At 65.0% G+C, this 13608-nt stretch carries 21 protein-coding genes and 1 tRNA gene; 13 read left to right on the top strand and 9 right to left on the bottom strand.

The annotated features are described in order from the left end of the window. Nucleotides 1–3: 3 nt before the first annotated feature. The 3 genes from DTA15_RS37040 to DTA15_RS37030 all read left to right on the top strand — a co-directional run bounded on the left by DTA15_RS37040 (nucleotide 4) and on the right by DTA15_RS37030 (nucleotide 1318). On the top strand, nucleotides 4–531 hold the full coding sequence (locus tag DTA15_RS37040) for a hypothetical protein (protein WP_227743218.1): 528 nt from the start codon (nucleotides 4–6) through the stop codon (nucleotides 529–531). A gap of 28 nt (nucleotides 532–559) precedes the next feature. Then, nucleotides 560–811, top strand: a complete 252-nt coding sequence (locus DTA15_RS37035; protein ID WP_012492761.1) for a PAAR domain-containing protein — start codon at nucleotides 560–562, stop codon at nucleotides 809–811. A gap of 72 nt (nucleotides 812–883) precedes the next feature. Beyond that, nucleotides 884–1318 carry a TraB/TrbI/VirB10 family type IV secretion system protein gene (locus tag DTA15_RS37030; protein WP_052288951.1) on the top strand — a complete coding sequence of 145 codons (435 nt, stop codon included), beginning with the start codon at nucleotides 884–886 and terminating at the stop codon, nucleotides 1316–1318. A 533-nt stretch (nucleotides 1319–1851) separates the two neighbouring features. On the opposite strand, the gene DTA15_RS37025 is transcribed toward DTA15_RS37030, so the two are convergent. Further along, entirely contained in the window at nucleotides 1852–2346 is a 495-nt protein-coding gene (locus tag DTA15_RS37025; protein ID WP_006497148.1) for a hypothetical protein, read from the bottom strand. Further along, a complete protein-coding gene (locus tag DTA15_RS37020) occupies nucleotides 2343–2894 on the bottom strand; it encodes a hypothetical protein (RefSeq protein WP_006487661.1) in 552 nt (183 codons plus the stop codon). The genes DTA15_RS37025 and DTA15_RS37020 overlap by 4 nt, the downstream gene beginning before the upstream one ends. A 288-nt stretch (nucleotides 2895–3182) precedes the next feature. On the opposite strand from DTA15_RS37020, the gene DTA15_RS37015 reads away from it, so the two are divergent. The 3 genes from DTA15_RS37015 to DTA15_RS37005 all read left to right on the top strand — a co-directional run bounded on the left by DTA15_RS37015 (nucleotide 3183) and on the right by DTA15_RS37005 (nucleotide 5541). Beyond that, the gene (locus DTA15_RS37015; protein ID WP_006487640.1) at nucleotides 3183–3392 is read left to right on the top strand and encodes a hypothetical protein; all 210 of its coding nucleotides are present in this window, start codon (nucleotides 3183–3185) and stop codon (nucleotides 3390–3392) included. A 138-nt stretch (nucleotides 3393–3530) separates the two neighbouring features. After that, the gene (otsA, locus tag DTA15_RS37010; RefSeq protein ID WP_006487666.1) at nucleotides 3531–4955 is read left to right on the top strand and encodes an alpha,alpha-trehalose-phosphate synthase (UDP-forming); all 1425 of its coding nucleotides are present in this window, start codon (nucleotides 3531–3533) and stop codon (nucleotides 4953–4955) included. Then, nucleotides 4948–5541 (top strand): AAA family ATPase, encoded by a 594-nt coding sequence (locus DTA15_RS37005; protein WP_006487659.1) that lies wholly within the window; start codon nucleotides 4948–4950, stop codon nucleotides 5539–5541. Before otsA ends, DTA15_RS37005 begins: the two co-directional genes overlap by 8 nt. Before the next feature lie 30 nt (nucleotides 5542–5571). Here the strand turns inward: DTA15_RS37005 and DTA15_RS37000 are convergent, their stop codons facing one another. Both DTA15_RS37000 and DTA15_RS36995 read right to left on the bottom strand, forming a co-directional pair. Next, nucleotides 5572–6939 carry an MFS transporter gene (locus DTA15_RS37000; protein ID WP_006487638.1) on the bottom strand — a complete coding sequence of 456 codons (1368 nt, stop codon included), beginning with the start codon at nucleotides 6937–6939 and terminating at the stop codon, nucleotides 5572–5574. Nucleotides 6940–7124: 185 nt separating this feature from the next. Then, a complete protein-coding gene (locus DTA15_RS36995; RefSeq protein ID WP_006487642.1) occupies nucleotides 7125–7505 on the bottom strand; it encodes a DUF5594 family protein in 381 nt (126 codons plus the stop codon). Between the two features lie 117 nt (nucleotides 7506–7622). On the opposite strand from DTA15_RS36995, the gene DTA15_RS36990 reads away from it, so the two are divergent. Continuing rightward, nucleotides 7623–8027, top strand: a complete 405-nt coding sequence (locus DTA15_RS36990) for a hypothetical protein (RefSeq protein ID WP_006487627.1) — start codon at nucleotides 7623–7625, stop codon at nucleotides 8025–8027. A 198-nt stretch (nucleotides 8028–8225) separates the two neighbouring features. Here the strand turns inward: DTA15_RS36990 and DTA15_RS36985 are convergent, their stop codons facing one another. Continuing rightward, nucleotides 8226–8552: a hypothetical protein gene (locus DTA15_RS36985; RefSeq protein ID WP_006478153.1), complete on the bottom strand. Its 327-nt coding sequence runs from the start codon at nucleotides 8550–8552 to the stop codon at nucleotides 8226–8228. A 143-nt stretch (nucleotides 8553–8695) separates the two neighbouring features. On the opposite strand from DTA15_RS36985, the gene eco reads away from it, so the two are divergent. After that, on the top strand, nucleotides 8696–9196 hold the full coding sequence (gene eco / locus DTA15_RS36980) for a serine protease inhibitor ecotin (RefSeq protein ID WP_006487668.1): 501 nt from the start codon (nucleotides 8696–8698) through the stop codon (nucleotides 9194–9196). A gap of 21 nt (nucleotides 9197–9217) precedes the next feature. Here eco and DTA15_RS36975 read toward each other — a convergent pair whose 3' ends face one another. Continuing rightward, a complete protein-coding gene (locus tag DTA15_RS36975; protein WP_006487662.1) occupies nucleotides 9218–9841 on the bottom strand; it encodes a TetR/AcrR family transcriptional regulator in 624 nt (207 codons plus the stop codon). Nucleotides 9842–9956: 115 nt separating this feature from the next. Here DTA15_RS36975 and DTA15_RS36970 point away from each other — a divergent pair, with 115 nt between their 5' ends. Then, on the top strand, nucleotides 9957–10697 hold the full coding sequence (locus DTA15_RS36970) for an SDR family NAD(P)-dependent oxidoreductase (RefSeq protein ID WP_006487647.1): 741 nt from the start codon (nucleotides 9957–9959) through the stop codon (nucleotides 10695–10697). Nucleotides 10698–10749: 52 nt separating this feature from the next. On the opposite strand, the gene DTA15_RS36965 is transcribed toward DTA15_RS36970, so the two are convergent. From DTA15_RS36965 to DTA15_RS38825, 3 genes are all read right to left on the bottom strand, one after another. Next, nucleotides 10750–11082 (bottom strand): hypothetical protein, encoded by a 333-nt coding sequence (locus DTA15_RS36965; RefSeq protein WP_006487649.1) that lies wholly within the window; start codon nucleotides 11080–11082, stop codon nucleotides 10750–10752. Between the two features lie 224 nt (nucleotides 11083–11306). Further along, a tRNA-Met gene (locus DTA15_RS36960) sits at nucleotides 11307–11383 on the bottom strand. A gap of 32 nt (nucleotides 11384–11415) precedes the next feature. Then, nucleotides 11416–11559, bottom strand: a complete 144-nt coding sequence (locus DTA15_RS38825) for a hypothetical protein (RefSeq protein WP_153260051.1) — start codon at nucleotides 11557–11559, stop codon at nucleotides 11416–11418. Between DTA15_RS38825 and DTA15_RS36955 the strand changes: the two genes are divergently transcribed. From DTA15_RS36955 to DTA15_RS36940, 4 genes are read left to right on the top strand one after another with little or no spacing between them, the layout of a single operon-like run. Beyond that, nucleotides 11558–12139 (top strand): RNA polymerase sigma factor, encoded by a 582-nt coding sequence (locus DTA15_RS36955; protein WP_006487651.1) that lies wholly within the window; start codon nucleotides 11558–11560, stop codon nucleotides 12137–12139. The two genes, DTA15_RS38825 and DTA15_RS36955, sit on opposite strands and share 2 nt — an antisense overlap. Nucleotides 12140–12151: 12 nt before the next feature. Then, nucleotides 12152–12460: a hypothetical protein gene (locus tag DTA15_RS36950; protein WP_006487637.1), complete on the top strand. Its 309-nt coding sequence runs from the start codon at nucleotides 12152–12154 to the stop codon at nucleotides 12458–12460. A gap of 2 nt (nucleotides 12461–12462) precedes the next feature. Next, nucleotides 12463–12759, top strand: coding sequence for a 4Fe-4S dicluster domain-containing protein (locus DTA15_RS36945; protein WP_006487655.1), 297 nt, complete (start codon nucleotides 12463–12465; stop codon nucleotides 12757–12759). A gap of 46 nt (nucleotides 12760–12805) precedes the next feature. Then, nucleotides 12806–13582, top strand: a complete 777-nt coding sequence (locus DTA15_RS36940) for an O-methyltransferase (RefSeq protein ID WP_370448173.1) — start codon at nucleotides 12806–12808, stop codon at nucleotides 13580–13582. The last annotated feature ends 26 nt before the right edge of the window (nucleotides 13583–13608 follow it).

Here is a 13608-nt window from a genome sequence, read left to right as displayed (position 1 = left end):
ACAATGAAGAGTGATATTTTACTGAAATTTGCCATTGTGGTTACAGCAATGAGCCATGCCTTGTGCTGGGGGCAGGATATCGATTTCGCAAATCATCCTTCCGCTCTTTATCGAGGTTCTCTGCATATACCAAAGTACTACAAAAAAACCGATTCCGGCTGGCGAGATGATGATGGCAAGCTAGTGGAGCCTCCTGTAATAAATTTCGCGGGAAAATATCACATCGGGGTCCATAGTTGTGGCATGGAGTGTCGTTATTACACTTTATCAGATCTTTCAACGGGAAAGGATTTAAACTCCCTGGATATGTTTTCGTCAAATGGCAAGGCGCCTAACAAAATTCAGGATGGTAGATCATATATCACCGAATTGCTAAGCAAGGCAGACAGCAAGATGCTTGTCGCGAAATACTATATCGACGCATCGAACGGAAAGCCTGCGGAGTGCCGGGAGCGTAAATTCATTATCGACGATAATCTTAAGATGGTCGCCATCCCCAATTCATTCTCTTCTTGCAAAACAGAAAATTAGGATAATTTTTTTGTCAAGACGAAATATCATGATAAATTTAATCCGCCTTCACGATGACACTGACCACAAAGGCAAGGTGATTACGGCCTCTTCGACAATGTCTTTTGACGGCCGCTACGTCGCACGAAAAGGCGACTATGTGTCGTGCCCTCAGCATCCTGAAGTATCACCCAACGTCATCGAAGAGGGCGACGCATCGATGATGGATGACGGCCTTCCAATCGCGCGTCACGGCCATCGCGCCACATGTGGCTGTCACCTGATATCGAGTCTCGTATGATCGGATCAAGACACTGTATTTGCTCGCACGCATGTGGCTGGCACCGACCCTTCAGCAACGGAAAAGTTCGCCGTGAAGTTGCCCCTGATCATCCTGTCGTGCGTGGTGATGTTGATGCTCTCGGATGGAGCGCGGGCCCAAGCCGCCGATGGCACGGATCCGGATGCGCCCATCGTGGCGAAATTCCATCACATCCGGCCGTACGAAATCACGGATGACACTCCCATCGCTGTTGGCTTGGAAACGGGTGATCCCGGAATTGGCGGCATGATGATCGGCATCGTGTCGCTCAACGTCTATGACCGTTTTGGCAACGTTGCCATTCCGAAGGGAAGCAAGCTGATCGGACAAACGATCAGGCAGGTGAACGACCGCCGTGAGGTTCAGTGGAGCGGCTTGCAGCTGCCTGGCACAGCTACTTTGCAGTTTGATCCGCCGCTTGAGGGGTTGTATGCCGGATGGTTCGGCCGGTATCACTGTCTCAGCTCTTCGACAGCCTGGCTCTAGTGTCGCAGCCCTCGTGACAAAGGCTTTCATCGTTCCGCACTGAACGGATACGTGAAGTCCCTTTCATTTCTTGGCTAACAGGCGTGTTTGATGGTTAATGGACCGCTGGCAAGCGATAGGCTATTTCTAACTCGCCACACCGAGGCCCAAAATTGACCATCCCGACCATTGAGAGTCAGGACTTGACGATAGCTGGCGTTCTGCAAAGCTTTTACGTTGTTCCCGACTAGCGTCGCATGGTCATGGACCTCGGCCGGTACGGCAAGCAGGTCAAAACTCGATTCAATTTGATCATGTCCTATTTGTCGACATGGACTTACATGGATTGATGGAGAATCGAAATGCCTACATAGTGCCTACAAGACACTATAAACAGCCGAGCTCTCTGCTGGCGGGTTTTTGTAACGCTATGATAGTTTTGGGTTTTATGCGTGAGCAAGTATTGAGACGCTAGGACGTCGAGTCCTGATGCGGGTGGGGCGCTCGGTATAACCGCGCGGCGCAGAACGCCACGGGCGCGGCGCACCGCACCGTTACTGCAAACTCCCCCACCGATCAACGGCCGGTTCCGCCGACGCCCACTTCCAGTGCGTGCCTTGCTGGCACGCATTCGCGAAATACCAGTCGGCCTTGTCGCCGTCCTTCACCGAGAACGCGAATTCCTTGCACAGCGCGAGCGCCGACGCGTACGCGCGCGTGACGCGCACTTCGCCTTCGCCGTTCTCCAGCGGCAACGTGTTCTTCACCTTCCACGGCTTCACTTCGCCGACGGCGAGACTGCCGGCCGTCTTCGCGATCGCGTCCTGCTGGTTCTGATGGAGCTGCTTCATCGTGCGGTTGACGGCTTCGTCGGTCGCCGCCTGCACGGCGATCCCGACGCCGACGCCCACTGCCGGGTTCGCGGTGACGAGGCCCGTCGCCGCGCCGGCCAGCGCGCCGCTCGCCGCGCCGACCGACCCGCAGCCCGACAGCGCGACCGTCGCCGCGCACAGCGCGCCGATCGCCGCGATACGGATCGCGACGCTCATTGCAGCGCGCCCCAGCGTTCGGTCGCCGGTTCGGCCGATGCCCATTTCCATACGGGCCCGTCGCGGCAGATGGTGGCGACGTAGAACGCCGATTGCGCGGCCTTGTCGGCCTTCGCCGGCGTGTCGACCGCGAACACGATTTCCTTGCAGTCGAGCGGACCGATGCTGATCATCCGGCTGACCGTCACGCGGCCCTGCTCGTCGTCCTCGATCGGGAACGAATGGTGCGTCGACCACGGCGCGACGCCGCCGACGTCGAGCGGGCCGGCCGCCTTCGCGATCTGCTCCTGCGTGTAGCGGTGCGAGACGCGTTGCGTGTACTGGACGCCAGCCCGCGCGCCGGCAACGGCGCCGAGGCCGATGCCGGTCGCGACGGCGGCGTTGTTGGTGACCTTGGAAGCGATCGCGGCGCCCGCGATACCGGCGCCGGCTGTCGCGCCTTCGCTGTACAACGAATTGCAGCCGGACAGCAGTGCGGCCGTGGCGATCACGGCCAGCACGACGCGCGCCGGCGTGGCCCGGCGCGGCGATTCGAAACGAATGTTCATCCCTGAGTGCAAGTCCTGTCTGGGTGAGCGGCGACGCATGCACGCCCTGATGCCGCGTCATTGTTTCGCAATTGTCATAGGAAAACTGCAAAGCTTTGACAAATCGCCGAACGGCAGGCCGCGTGCGCGCGGGCGGCGTTATTGTCGGATAGATGATCGGAGCAGGGTCGAAACGTTACAAATTGAAGGTAATTGTTACCTTTGGGTGCGGCGAAGCGACCTAGACTGTTTTGCTATGGAATGTTTCTACGACGGCCTCGAGCCGCGCCGCACATGAGACACCCAGCCATGCGCCGTTCGAAACGGTTGTCACACCGGCCGCCTGACGCGGCGGCCAGCCATCCGGAAGACCGCTCGCGTCCGCAGACCGACGCGCCATCGGCACCGCCCGCGGGCGCGCCGGACGAGACGCCGTCGGACGGCGATCACAACCAGGGTGGTGCTCGCCCGGAAGGGCTCGACTATCAACGCGACCTCGGTCAGGAGCAGGACGCTTGATACGGTCGTCGCCGCATTCCACCGCCGTATTTCATTGCAATTCTCGGAACTGAGTCGCCGCGCGGCCGCCTTCGGGCCGCCGCGCCTGCTTTGGCGTGCGTCGCGCGCCAGCCAATCGAATCGAGGAGGGGAAGTCGCATGAGCAGATTGATCGTGGTATCGAATCGTGTCGCCGCCGGCGAGGATACGCGCCCGAGCGCGGGCGGCCTGGCCGTCGGCGTGATGGACGCGCTGCGGGAAACGGGCGGCGTCTGGTTCGGCTGGAACGGCGAGATCGTCGGCGCGCCCGATGCCGAGCCCGCGATCCAGCGGGACGGCAACGTGACGTATGCGACGGTCGGGTTGACCCGGCGCGACTACGACCAGTACTACCGCGGCTTCTCGAACGCGACGCTGTGGCCGGTGTTCCACTACCGCGGCGATCTCGCGCGCTTCGATCGGCAGGAGTACGCCGGTTATCTGCGCGTGAACGCGATGCTCGCGAAGCAGCTCGCCGCGCTGCTGCGTCCGGACGACCTGATCTGGGTGCACGACTATCACCTGCTGCCGTTCGCGCACTGCCTGCGCGAGCTCGGCGTGAAGAACCCGATCGGCTTCTTCCTGCACATCCCGTTTCCGTCGCCCGACATGCTGCGCCTCGTGCCGCCGCACGAGGAACTCGTGAAGTTCATGTGCGCGTACGACGTCGCGGGCTTCCAGACCGAAGCCGACAAGCAGGCCTTCACCGACTACATCGAGCGGCGCGGCATCGGCGCGGCGAGCGACGACGACGGGATGCTGCATGCGCATGGCCGTGTCGTGAAGGTCGCCGCCTATCCGATCGGCGTGCATCCCGACGCGATCGCGCAGGCGGCCGTTCAGTACGGCACGCGCAAGCCGGTGAAGATGCTGCGCGAGGCGCTGGGCGACCGCAAGCTGGTGATGAGCGTCGATCGCCTCGATTACTCGAAGGGGCTCGTCGAACGCTTCCAGTCGTTCGAGCGGATGCTCGCGAATGCGCCGGGCTGGCAGGGACGCGTGTCGCTCCTGCAGATCGCGCCGCCGACACGTTCCGACGTGCAGACCTATCAGCACATCCGCGAAACGCTCGAAGGCGAGGCCGGCCGCATCAACGGCCGCTTCTCGCAACTCGATTGGACGCCGATCCAGTACCTGAACCGCAAGTACGAGCGCAACCTGCTGATGGCGTTCTTCCGGATGTCGCAGGTCGGCTACGTGACGCCGCTGCGCGACGGGATGAATCTCGTCGCGAAGGAATACGTCGCGTCGCAGGATCCGGCCGATCCGGGCGTGCTCGTGCTGTCGGAGTTCGCGGGCGCGGCGGCCGAGCTGACCGGCGCGCTGCTCGTCAATCCGTACGACCTGTCGCAGATGGCCGAGGCGCTCGAACGCGCGCTGTCGATGCCGCTCGCGGAGCGGCAGGCGCGTCACGAGGAGAACCTTGCGCGGCTGCGCGAGAACGACCTGTCGGTCTGGCGCGACACGTTCGTCGCCGATTTGCGCAGTGTCGCGGCGGCGGCGTCGGTCACGCGGCGCGCGGGCCGGCGGGTGGCGCATGCGTGAGAGCGCGCCCGGCGCCGATAGCGACGACGAAGTGGCCGACGATCCCGCCGGCCGTTTCTTCGTCGTGACGGGCGGGCCGGGTTCGGGCAAGAGCACGCTGCTCGATGCGCTCGAACGTGCCGGCTACGCACGTTCGCAGGAAGCCGGGCGCGGCGTGATCCGCGACCAGATGGCCGTCGATGGCCAAGCGCTGCCGTGGCGCGACCCGGCAGCGTTCGCGGAGCTGATGCTGAGCTGGGAGATGCGGTCCTACCATCTCGCGCGGCAGGCGCGCGGACCGGTGTTCTTCGATCGCGGCGTGCCGGACGTGATCGGTTACCTGAAGCTGACCGGGTTGACGGTGCCCGCGCACGCGGAAGCCGCGGCGCGGCGGTTCCGCTATCACCGGCGCGTGTTCATCGCGCCGCCATGGCCCGACATCTATGCGCAGGACACCGAGCGCCGGCAGGATTTCGCGGAAGCGGTGCGGACCTATGACGCGATGGTCGATTGCTATACGTCGTATGGCTATCGGCTGATCGAATTGCCGCGTGTGAGCGTGAAGGCGCGCGTGCGCTTCGTGATGGACGCGCTCGACGCCGCCTGACGCCCGCCGCGCGTACGGCGCGCGATGGTGTCAGGTCGCCGTGTCCGGCCGCGGCGATGCGATGCGCAGCAGGCTGACGACCGCGGCCACCGCCGCGAACACCGTGGCGACATAGAGCGCGATCGTCGGCCCGCGGTCGGGCGCGAGCCCGAAAATCAGCGCGACGAGCGCGGCGCCGAGCGTCTGGCCCGTCAGGCGCGCGGTGCTCAGCATGCCGCCGGCGCCGCCACTGCGCTCGCGCGGCGCCGACGACAGCATCGCGCGGTTGTTCGGCGACTGGAACAGCCCGAAGCCCGCGCCGCACAGCGCCATCCGCCACACGATGTCGACCGTGCCCGGGTGCGCGCCGATCGTCGCGAGCGACAGCAGGCCGGCGGCGAACAGTGCAAGCCCGATCCCGCCGAGAATGCCGGCCGAATAGCGGTCCGACAGCACGCCTGCGAGCGGCGCGGCGAACACGATCACGAGCGGCCACGGCGTCATGTAAAGGCCGGTTTCGACCTGCGAGAAACCGAGCGAATGCTGCAGCCAGAACGGCAGCGCGACGAACGCGAGCATCTGCGACGTGAACGACGCCGTCGACGTGTAGACCGACAGCGCGAACATCGGGATGCGCATCAGGTCGACCGGCAGGAGCGGCGCCGGCTGCGACAACTGACGCTTCACGAAGAAGTAGCCGACCACGAATGCGACGGCCAGTTCGGCCGCGACGTACGCATGACCTTCGCCGTGACCGAGCCCGTCGACGGCCGTGATCAGCAGGCCGAACACGCACGCGTTCATCAGCGCGCTCGGGAAGTCGTACGGCGCGTCGTGCAGCGGATTGGCCGGCAGCGCGCGCAGGCTGCCGAGCACGGCCGCGATGCCGATCGGCACGTTGACCGCGAAGAGCCACGGCCATGACGCGAACGACAGGATCGCGGACGCGACCGTCGGCCCGATCGCCGACGACAGCGCGACCACCATCGCGTTGATCGACAGCCCGCGCCCGAGCAACGACGACGGGTAGATCATCCGCACGAGCGCCGCGTTGACGCTCATGATGCCGGCCGCGCCGAACCCCTGGATCACGCGCATCACGGCCAGCATCGGCAGCGAGCCGGCCAGTGCGCAGCCGAGCGACGCTGCGGTGAACAGCGCGAGTCCGGCGATGTAGATGCGGCGGTAGCCGATGCGCTCGCCGAGCGACGCGAGCGGCAGCAGCGTGATCGTGACCGCGAGCTGGTATGCGTTGACGATCCAGATCGACGCGGCGTCGGATGCGTGCAGGTCGCGCGCGATGGTCGGCAATGCGACGTTCGCGATGGCGCCGTCGAGCACGGCGAGCGTGATGCCCAGGGCGACGCAGACGATCGCCCAGTAGCGTTGCGGAAGCGGCAGGCCGGTATCGGCGTTCATGACGGGAGCGAGAGCGTGGTTGTCCGCGTGCCCGCTTGCCGGTTGCGTGCGCAACCATGTGCGGGGGCGGAGGCGGCGATGAACGGCCCGGCCGGCATGGCGGCACCGGAACGGGGCCGGTCGAGTGTATCACCGGGCCGCATCGCGCGACGCCGAGCCGCGCGCCCGCCGATTGGCGCGCGCATTCAGCCTTCGAAGTCGAGACCGCCGAGCCGCACGAGCGGGTCGGCCTGCGTGCGCGACGCGAGATCGATGTCGCGCGCGCCCTGCCACGCGCCCAGCTTTCTCGGCAGGGCGGCCAGGTAGTGCTCGAAGCGCTGCGGGCCGTCGGGTTCCATCAGCCGCTCGATCTCGTCGGAGTCCCACGTCAGTTCGAGATTCAACGGATGCACGAAGCCGCTCACGTGCTCGTGCGGCGCGCTGCGGATCTGCACGCGCGTCGGGTGCCCGTGCCCGCCGTAGGGGACGACGTCGGTCTGCACGTGATCGGCGAAGAACGCGGCGATCGCCTGCGCGATGCGCGGCGCGAATTCGGTATCGAAACGGCGGGCGGTTTCGGGCTGCATGAAGGCGTCTCCTGTATGCCGAAAATCGTAGCACGGCGACGCCGCGTTTCGGCGGATGCGATACCGGTAATCGCGCGTTACCACTTGCTGCATCTATTACGGCCGCGCACCGCCACAATGCTTCGCATCCAGTACCACTTCGCGTGGGAGTCCATCATGAAAAAGATTGCCGCAGTGTGTGTCCTTGCCGGTTCGCTCGCGGTGGCGGGGCCGGCGTCCGCGCATGGCCGCGACGGCGGCGCCGTCATCGGCGCATTGATCGGCGGCGCGGTGCTGGGCGCGATCGTGACGTCGGCGATGAATCCGCCCGTCGCCTATCAGGCACCCGCGTACCAGGCGCCGGCCTATCAGCCGCCGACGTACTACCAGGCGCCCGCGTACCAGCAGCCAGCCTACCCGACCTATCAGCAGGCGCAGTACCAGGACGACGGTCCGAACTATTGCTACGACCGCTACCAGCGTGCGTACGTGTGCGGGGCGCCGGTGCGGCAGGGTGGCTACGTGCAGCCGGCCGGCTGGTAAGCGCCGGCGCGCGGCGTGCGCGCGGGGTGGGTGCCGGTCGGCCGGCACCCACCGACGATCGTTTCGCCGCGCCGAACGACGAAAGGCCCTCGCTCGATGCGAGGGCCTTTGTCTTTTGTGTGGTCGTCCGTACCCCTGCATGGCGCGCCGCCGGCCATCGGCGGGCCGTGCGTGGATACAAACGGTTGCAATTGCGCGTCAGTGGCGATGCCCGCCGCCGTCGCCGCGACCGTGTCCGCCACCCCCGCCTTCGTTCCAGTCGCCGCGGCGTCCGCCGCCGCGCCACCAGCCGTTGCCACGGTTGCCGCGATCGCCGTCCCAGTGGTGGTAGTCACGCCGGCCGCGATCCCAGTCGCGTCCGCCGCCACCGCCCCAGATATTGACCGTGCCGTACACGGGGGACGGCGCGTACGCGTAGCCGGGATCGGAATAGTAGGGCTGCCCGTAGCCGTATCCGGCGTCCGGGGCGACGACGCAGCCGGCCAGCAGGGTGGCGACGCCGGCGGCAGCAATGAGCTTCAGCATGATGTTCTCCGTTGGTTGCGCTATAAGTACCGCGCCCGGGGATTGCCGGCTGTTTGCAATTGTGTCGCCAAATTACAGGCTCGTAAGGTCTTGCGACGAAAGTGTTAGCATCCGGGGCTCATTTGTTTTTCAGGAGCACATCGATGAAATTCGCGATCCGGGCCGCGCTGGCCGCTTTCTGCGTGACGACGGCCGCCGCCTGCGTGGCCGCGCCGGCCTCCGCGCCCGCCGTGCCGGCGGAGTCGATCAAGATGTTCCCGCAGGCCGCGGCCGGCCAGCAGCGCGTCGTGATCGCGCTGCCCGCGCTCGAGAACGAGGGCGATGCGCGCGTCGAGCTGATGATCGGCAAGACGCTGCAGACCGACTGCAACCAGCAGTGGTTCGGCGGCGAGCTGACCGCCGAGGACGTGAAGGGCTGGGGCTACACGTATTACCGGCTCACCGACGTGAAAGGGCCGGCATCGACGCTGATGGCATGCCCGGGCCAGACGCCGCAGCAACGCTTCGTGCAGGTGCGCGGTGACGGCCAGCTGCTGCGCTACAACAGCCGCCTGCCGCTCGTCGTCTATGTGCCGGACGGCTTCGACGTGCGCTATCGCGTGTGGCATGCGTCGAAGGACGTGCAGCAAGCTGTGAAGCAGTAACCTTTCGGCGGCGTCCTGCCGCTACGCACCGGCCGCGCCGCTCGTGCCGACGAGCGCCGGCCAGGCGGCCAGCGCGGCCTGCGCGATGGCCTCCAGATCGCGGCGGCTCGCGCCGTCGCGCGCCTGAATCGACATGCCCTGTTGAACCGTCACGTAGTAGCGGGCGATCGCGTCGAGATTCGCGTGCGCGGATATTTCGCCGGTCGCGACGCCTTGCGCGAGCCGCTCCCGCAGCGCGTCGACCGTGTGCTCGCGCATCGCGATCAACGTTTGCCGGACCGTATCGGAACGTTCGGCCGGATGCAGCGCCGACAGCACGATCAGACAGCCGGCCGGCTTCGAGCGCCGCGTGAACACGCGCGCGGTATCCATCAGGTAGCGCTGCACGGCGTCGTGCGCACTGGCCGCCCGTTCGACGCCCCCCCAGATTTCCCGCCCCTCGGTTGCGCCGTAATGCTCGAGCGCTTGCCGGAACAACGCTTCCTTGCTGCCGAAGGCCGCATACAGGCTCGGCGACGCGATGCCCATCGCGGTCGTCAGGTCCGTCATCGACGCTCCTTCGTAGCCGAGACGCCAGAACACCTCCATCGCGCGATCCAGCGCCGCTTCCTTGTCGAAGCTTCTCGGTCGGCCTCGTTCAGCCATTGCGTCCGTTCCTTCGTCGATATCTGTATCGATCGATAAAATAAATCAATTGACTGTGCGGCGCAACTTGCCACATTCTGTGTCGGTCGTTACATAAATGAGGAAAGGAACCGACATGAACCGACTTCAGGGCAAGCGTGCACTCGTCACGGGCGGCAGCCGCGGCATCGGCGCGGCGATCGCGAAACGGCTGGCGGCCGACGGCGCGGACGTCGCGATCACGTATGAAAAATCGGCCGAGCGGGCGCAGGCCGTGGTCGCCGGCATCGAGGCGCTGGGCCGGCGCGCCATCGCGATCCAGGCCGACAGCGCCGATCCGGTCGCCGTGCGCAACGCGGTCGATCGTGTCGCGGAGGCATTCGGCGGACTCGACATCCTCGTCAACAACGCGGGGATTTTCCGGGCCGGATCGCTCGACGACCTCACGCTCGACGACATCGACGCGACGCTGAACGTGAACGTGCGCGCGGTGATCGTCGCGTCGCAGGCGGCGGCGCGGCATCTCGGCGAGGGCGGGCGCATCGTGTCGACCGGCAGTTGCCTCGCGACGCGCGTGCCCGATGCGGGGATGAGCCTCTATGCGGCGAGCAAGGCCGCGCTGATCGGCTGGACGCAGGGGCTCGCGCGCGATCTCGGCCCGCGCGGCATCACGGTCAACATCGTGCATCCGGGGTCGACCGATACCGACATGAACCCGGCCGATGGCGCGCATGCCGATGCGCAGCGTTCGCGGATGGCGATTCAGCAGTACGGCAAGGCCGACGACGTGGCCGCGCTCGTGGCGTTCGTCGTCGGACCGGAAGGGCGGTCGATCAACGGGACCGGATTGACGATCGACGGCGGCGCGAACGCGTAAGGCCGCTGCCCGGCGCGGATTGGCCGGGTGGGGGCGTGTGCGGCGTTGTTCGTTACTGGCAGCCGAGGCGCTGGTGCTCGGCTTCCAGATCGGCCCGTTTGTCGTAGGCGCGCAGTTCGTTGCGTGGCTTGCCGTCCGGGCCCATCCCGCGCACGACCTTCTGGCCGCGGTCCGGTGAGTGCGTGACCGCGTCGATGCCGGCGGCCAGTTCCCGACAGCGGGCGTTGGAGGCGGTGCTTTCCGGGCGCGGGGCTGCCGAGGCAGTGACGTTGGCGATGCCCGGGCTGACGTAGCGTTGCTTGGTGGGGGCCGTGCCGGTGTCGGCGGCGTTGGCCACGGCGGTCATCGCCGAAAGCACGACGAGTGCCGCGATCGTTCGAATCATTCGAGAAGTCCGTGTGCTGAACCGAAGAAGGTTCGGAATTCTACGCAACGTTCGCTGCATGTCGGCGGCGAATGGACGAGCTGCGATTACGTGTCGCACGTCGTGGGGAACGCGCGATTGCATCGCCGTTCGCATACCTTAGTTGCGCTGCACGCGCAAGCCACATCCCCGGACCGCCGGACAGCAAAAAGCCCGCTTGCTTTCGCAAAGCGGGCTTCGGCATTTGGTTGCGGGGGTAGGATTTGAACCTACGACCTTCGGGTTATGAGCCCGACGAGCTGCCAGACTGCTCCACCCCGCGGCGCGAAGTGTACTTCGGGTTGATGCGGGGAGTCAATCGATTCCTGCGACGACGGGCTGGTGCCATATCGGGCCTGTTCCTTGAAACGACTGCAGCGCAGTGAAGCCGACGCGTACCACCGAAAATTTTTCACGCTCGCCACAATATTCGCGCGCCTGAAACGTCTTCAGACGCATGGAACCGCCACCCACTTCGCAAACGATGACCGACCCAGACCGCGACATCACTGCGACGGTGATGCGTGAACGAACGAGGCTAGGGAATTTCATTCGGCGCCGGATCCGCGACCCGGACGATGCCGAGGACGTTCTGCAGGATGTGCTTCACGAATTCGTACAGGCCTATCGACTTCCCGCGCCAATCGAACAGGCGAGCGCGTGGCTGTTCCGTACCGCGCGCAACCGCATCATCGATCGTTTTCGCAAGAAGAAGGAGCAACCGCTGACCGATCTGCTCGACGCCGACGACGAAGCGGACAGCGAGTATCGCCTGGATCTGGCGCTGCCGGCGCACGATGCCGGCCCCGAGGCGCTCTACGCTCGCACGCTGTTGCTCAAGGCGTTGCAGGATGCGCTCGACGAGTTGCCGGCGAATCAGCGCGAGGTTTTCATCGCGCACGAGCTGGAAGGACAGTCCTTCAAGGAGATGGCCGCGCAAAGCGGTGTCACGCTCAATACGCTGCTCGCGCGCAAACGCTACGCGGTCCTGCATCTGCGTGCTCGACTGCAACCCATTTACGACGAACTGGATATCTAGAGGAGTCGACGGATGAATTTTCGAATCAGATGTGCGGGCAAGGCGCTGCTCGTGGTGGTGGCCATCGGCGTGCTCGGTGGGGTCGTGATGATGTTGTGGAACTGGGTGATGCCGGCGCTATTCGTTGGCGCCCGGACGATCGACTTCGCTCATGCGCTGGGCCTGCTCGTGTTGAGCCGCATCCTGTTCGGCGGATTCCGCGGACACCGCGGCTGGCACGGCCGGCGCCACTGGCGCAAGTGGGAAGCCATGACGCCGGAAGAGCGCGAGCAGTTCCGGGCCGCATGGCGGTCGCGCGGCAAGCGGCCCACGGAGGAGTGACCATGCGCGAGAAATCAGCGGCCGACTGCAAGCAGAAGGCGGGCGTGATTGCGCCGGTCGTCGATCTGAAGCGTTGCGAAGGCAAGGGCGATTGCGTCACCGTTTGCCCCGAAAACGTGTTCGAGGTCCGGCGCATCGACGAGGCCGATTATCTCGACCTCGGTCTGATGCATCGCTTGAAGCTGCGCGTGCATGGAATGAAGGTCGCGTACACGCCGAATGCGCAAGCCTGTCGGTCATGCGGGCTTTGCGTGACGGCGTGTCCCGAGCGCGCGATCACGCTCGCGAGAAGGGCATAGCGTCGCCCGTGCTCGCCGATGATGGAGCGGTAGCGCCGCAGGCCTGATGGCGGATAGCAGTCGCTGGATACGCCGTCTACGTGATCAAACTCATCAAGGAACGCACTTGGTTTCTACTACCCACGCTCTTTTGCAACGGCTTCATGAAGAGAGCCAGCGCGAAATCATCGCCCGCGCCCGCGCGCAGTTCCAGGGGCCGAACGAGGCGTTTCCGACGCTCGTCGACGAATACGAAGCACTCGCCCCGAGGTTGCGAGGGCGGTTTCTCGAAACGTTCGGCCTGTTCACCGAAGATTTCGAATCGTCGGCGGGCAGTGCGCTATCGTTGGCCGTGTCGGCGGAAACGGGAAGGTTCTTGCGCAACATGGTGCTCGCGCAACGGCCGACCAGAATTCTCGAACTCGGCAGTTCCTGCGGTGTGTCGACCCTGTATTTCGCCGATGCGCTGCGGACGTTGGGCCGTGGCGTGGTCATCGCGACTGAATGCGATGCGCGCAAGTGCGCGCGTTTGCGCGACCACGTCGAAACTGCGGGCCTGGAGGCCTATGTCGACGTGCGGGAGGGCGATGTGTTCGACACGGTTGCTGAGCTGGACGGGACTGTCGACATGGTGTTTATCGACGTCTGGGCCGACGCCTATCTGAAGCTGTTCAAGCAGATCGAGCGCCTGCTGCGGCCGGGATCGGTCGTGCTGGCCGACAACATGTACACGGCCGAGGACGCCGTGCGACCGTACAAGCAATACCTCGACGAGGAGCCGCGGTTTTCGACTACGACACTGGATTTTGAGTCGGGGGTTGAGTTTACGGTTGTCGTTGCTTGAGCGGGGAGTTCTTGTGAATCGGGGGA

Origin of the sequence: Burkholderia cenocepacia (assembly GCF_900446215.1) — a bacterium.
Taxonomy (GTDB): domain Bacteria; phylum Pseudomonadota; class Gammaproteobacteria; order Burkholderiales; family Burkholderiaceae; genus Burkholderia; species Burkholderia cenocepacia.
Note: the sequence above shows the minus strand (reverse complement) of the source record. Positions and strands in the feature narration are given on the sequence as shown.

Coding starts and splice junctions, on each gene's coding strand:
- DTA15_RS37040 (WP_227743218.1), top strand. CDS start 4: ATGAAGAGTGATATTTTACTGAAATTTGCCATTGTGGTTACAGCAATG.
- DTA15_RS37035 (WP_012492761.1), top strand. CDS start 560: ATGATAAATTTAATCCGCCTTCACGATGACACTGACCACAAAGGCAAG.
- DTA15_RS37025 (WP_006497148.1), bottom strand. CDS start 2,346: ATGAGCGTCGCGATCCGTATCGCGGCGATCGGCGCGCTGTGCGCGGCG.
- DTA15_RS37020 (WP_006487661.1), bottom strand. CDS start 2,894: ATGAACATTCGTTTCGAATCGCCGCGCCGGGCCACGCCGGCGCGCGTC.
- DTA15_RS37015 (WP_006487640.1), top strand. CDS start 3,183: ATGCGCCGTTCGAAACGGTTGTCACACCGGCCGCCTGACGCGGCGGCC.
- otsA (WP_006487666.1), top strand. CDS start 3,531: ATGAGCAGATTGATCGTGGTATCGAATCGTGTCGCCGCCGGCGAGGAT.
- DTA15_RS37005 (WP_006487659.1), top strand. CDS start 4,948: ATGCGTGAGAGCGCGCCCGGCGCCGATAGCGACGACGAAGTGGCCGAC.
- DTA15_RS37000 (WP_006487638.1), bottom strand. CDS start 6,939: ATGAACGCCGATACCGGCCTGCCGCTTCCGCAACGCTACTGGGCGATC.
- DTA15_RS36995 (WP_006487642.1), bottom strand. CDS start 7,505: ATGCAGCCCGAAACCGCCCGCCGTTTCGATACCGAATTCGCGCCGCGC.
- DTA15_RS36990 (WP_006487627.1), top strand. CDS start 7,623: ATGCTTCGCATCCAGTACCACTTCGCGTGGGAGTCCATCATGAAAAAG.
- DTA15_RS36985 (WP_006478153.1), bottom strand. CDS start 8,552: ATGCTGAAGCTCATTGCTGCCGCCGGCGTCGCCACCCTGCTGGCCGGC.
- eco (WP_006487668.1), top strand. CDS start 8,696: ATGAAATTCGCGATCCGGGCCGCGCTGGCCGCTTTCTGCGTGACGACG.
- DTA15_RS36975 (WP_006487662.1), bottom strand. CDS start 9,841: ATGGCTGAACGAGGCCGACCGAGAAGCTTCGACAAGGAAGCGGCGCTG.
- DTA15_RS36970 (WP_006487647.1), top strand. CDS start 9,957: ATGAACCGACTTCAGGGCAAGCGTGCACTCGTCACGGGCGGCAGCCGC.
- DTA15_RS36965 (WP_006487649.1), bottom strand. CDS start 11,082: ATGATTCGAACGATCGCGGCACTCGTCGTGCTTTCGGCGATGACCGCC.
- DTA15_RS36955 (WP_006487651.1), top strand. CDS start 11,558: ATGGAACCGCCACCCACTTCGCAAACGATGACCGACCCAGACCGCGAC.
- DTA15_RS38825 (WP_153260051.1), bottom strand. CDS start 11,559: ATGCGTCTGAAGACGTTTCAGGCGCGCGAATATTGTGGCGAGCGTGAA.
- DTA15_RS36950 (WP_006487637.1), top strand. CDS start 12,152: ATGAATTTTCGAATCAGATGTGCGGGCAAGGCGCTGCTCGTGGTGGTG.
- DTA15_RS36945 (WP_006487655.1), top strand. CDS start 12,463: ATGCGCGAGAAATCAGCGGCCGACTGCAAGCAGAAGGCGGGCGTGATT.
- DTA15_RS36940 (WP_370448173.1), top strand. CDS start 12,806: ATGGCGGATAGCAGTCGCTGGATACGCCGTCTACGTGATCAAACTCAT.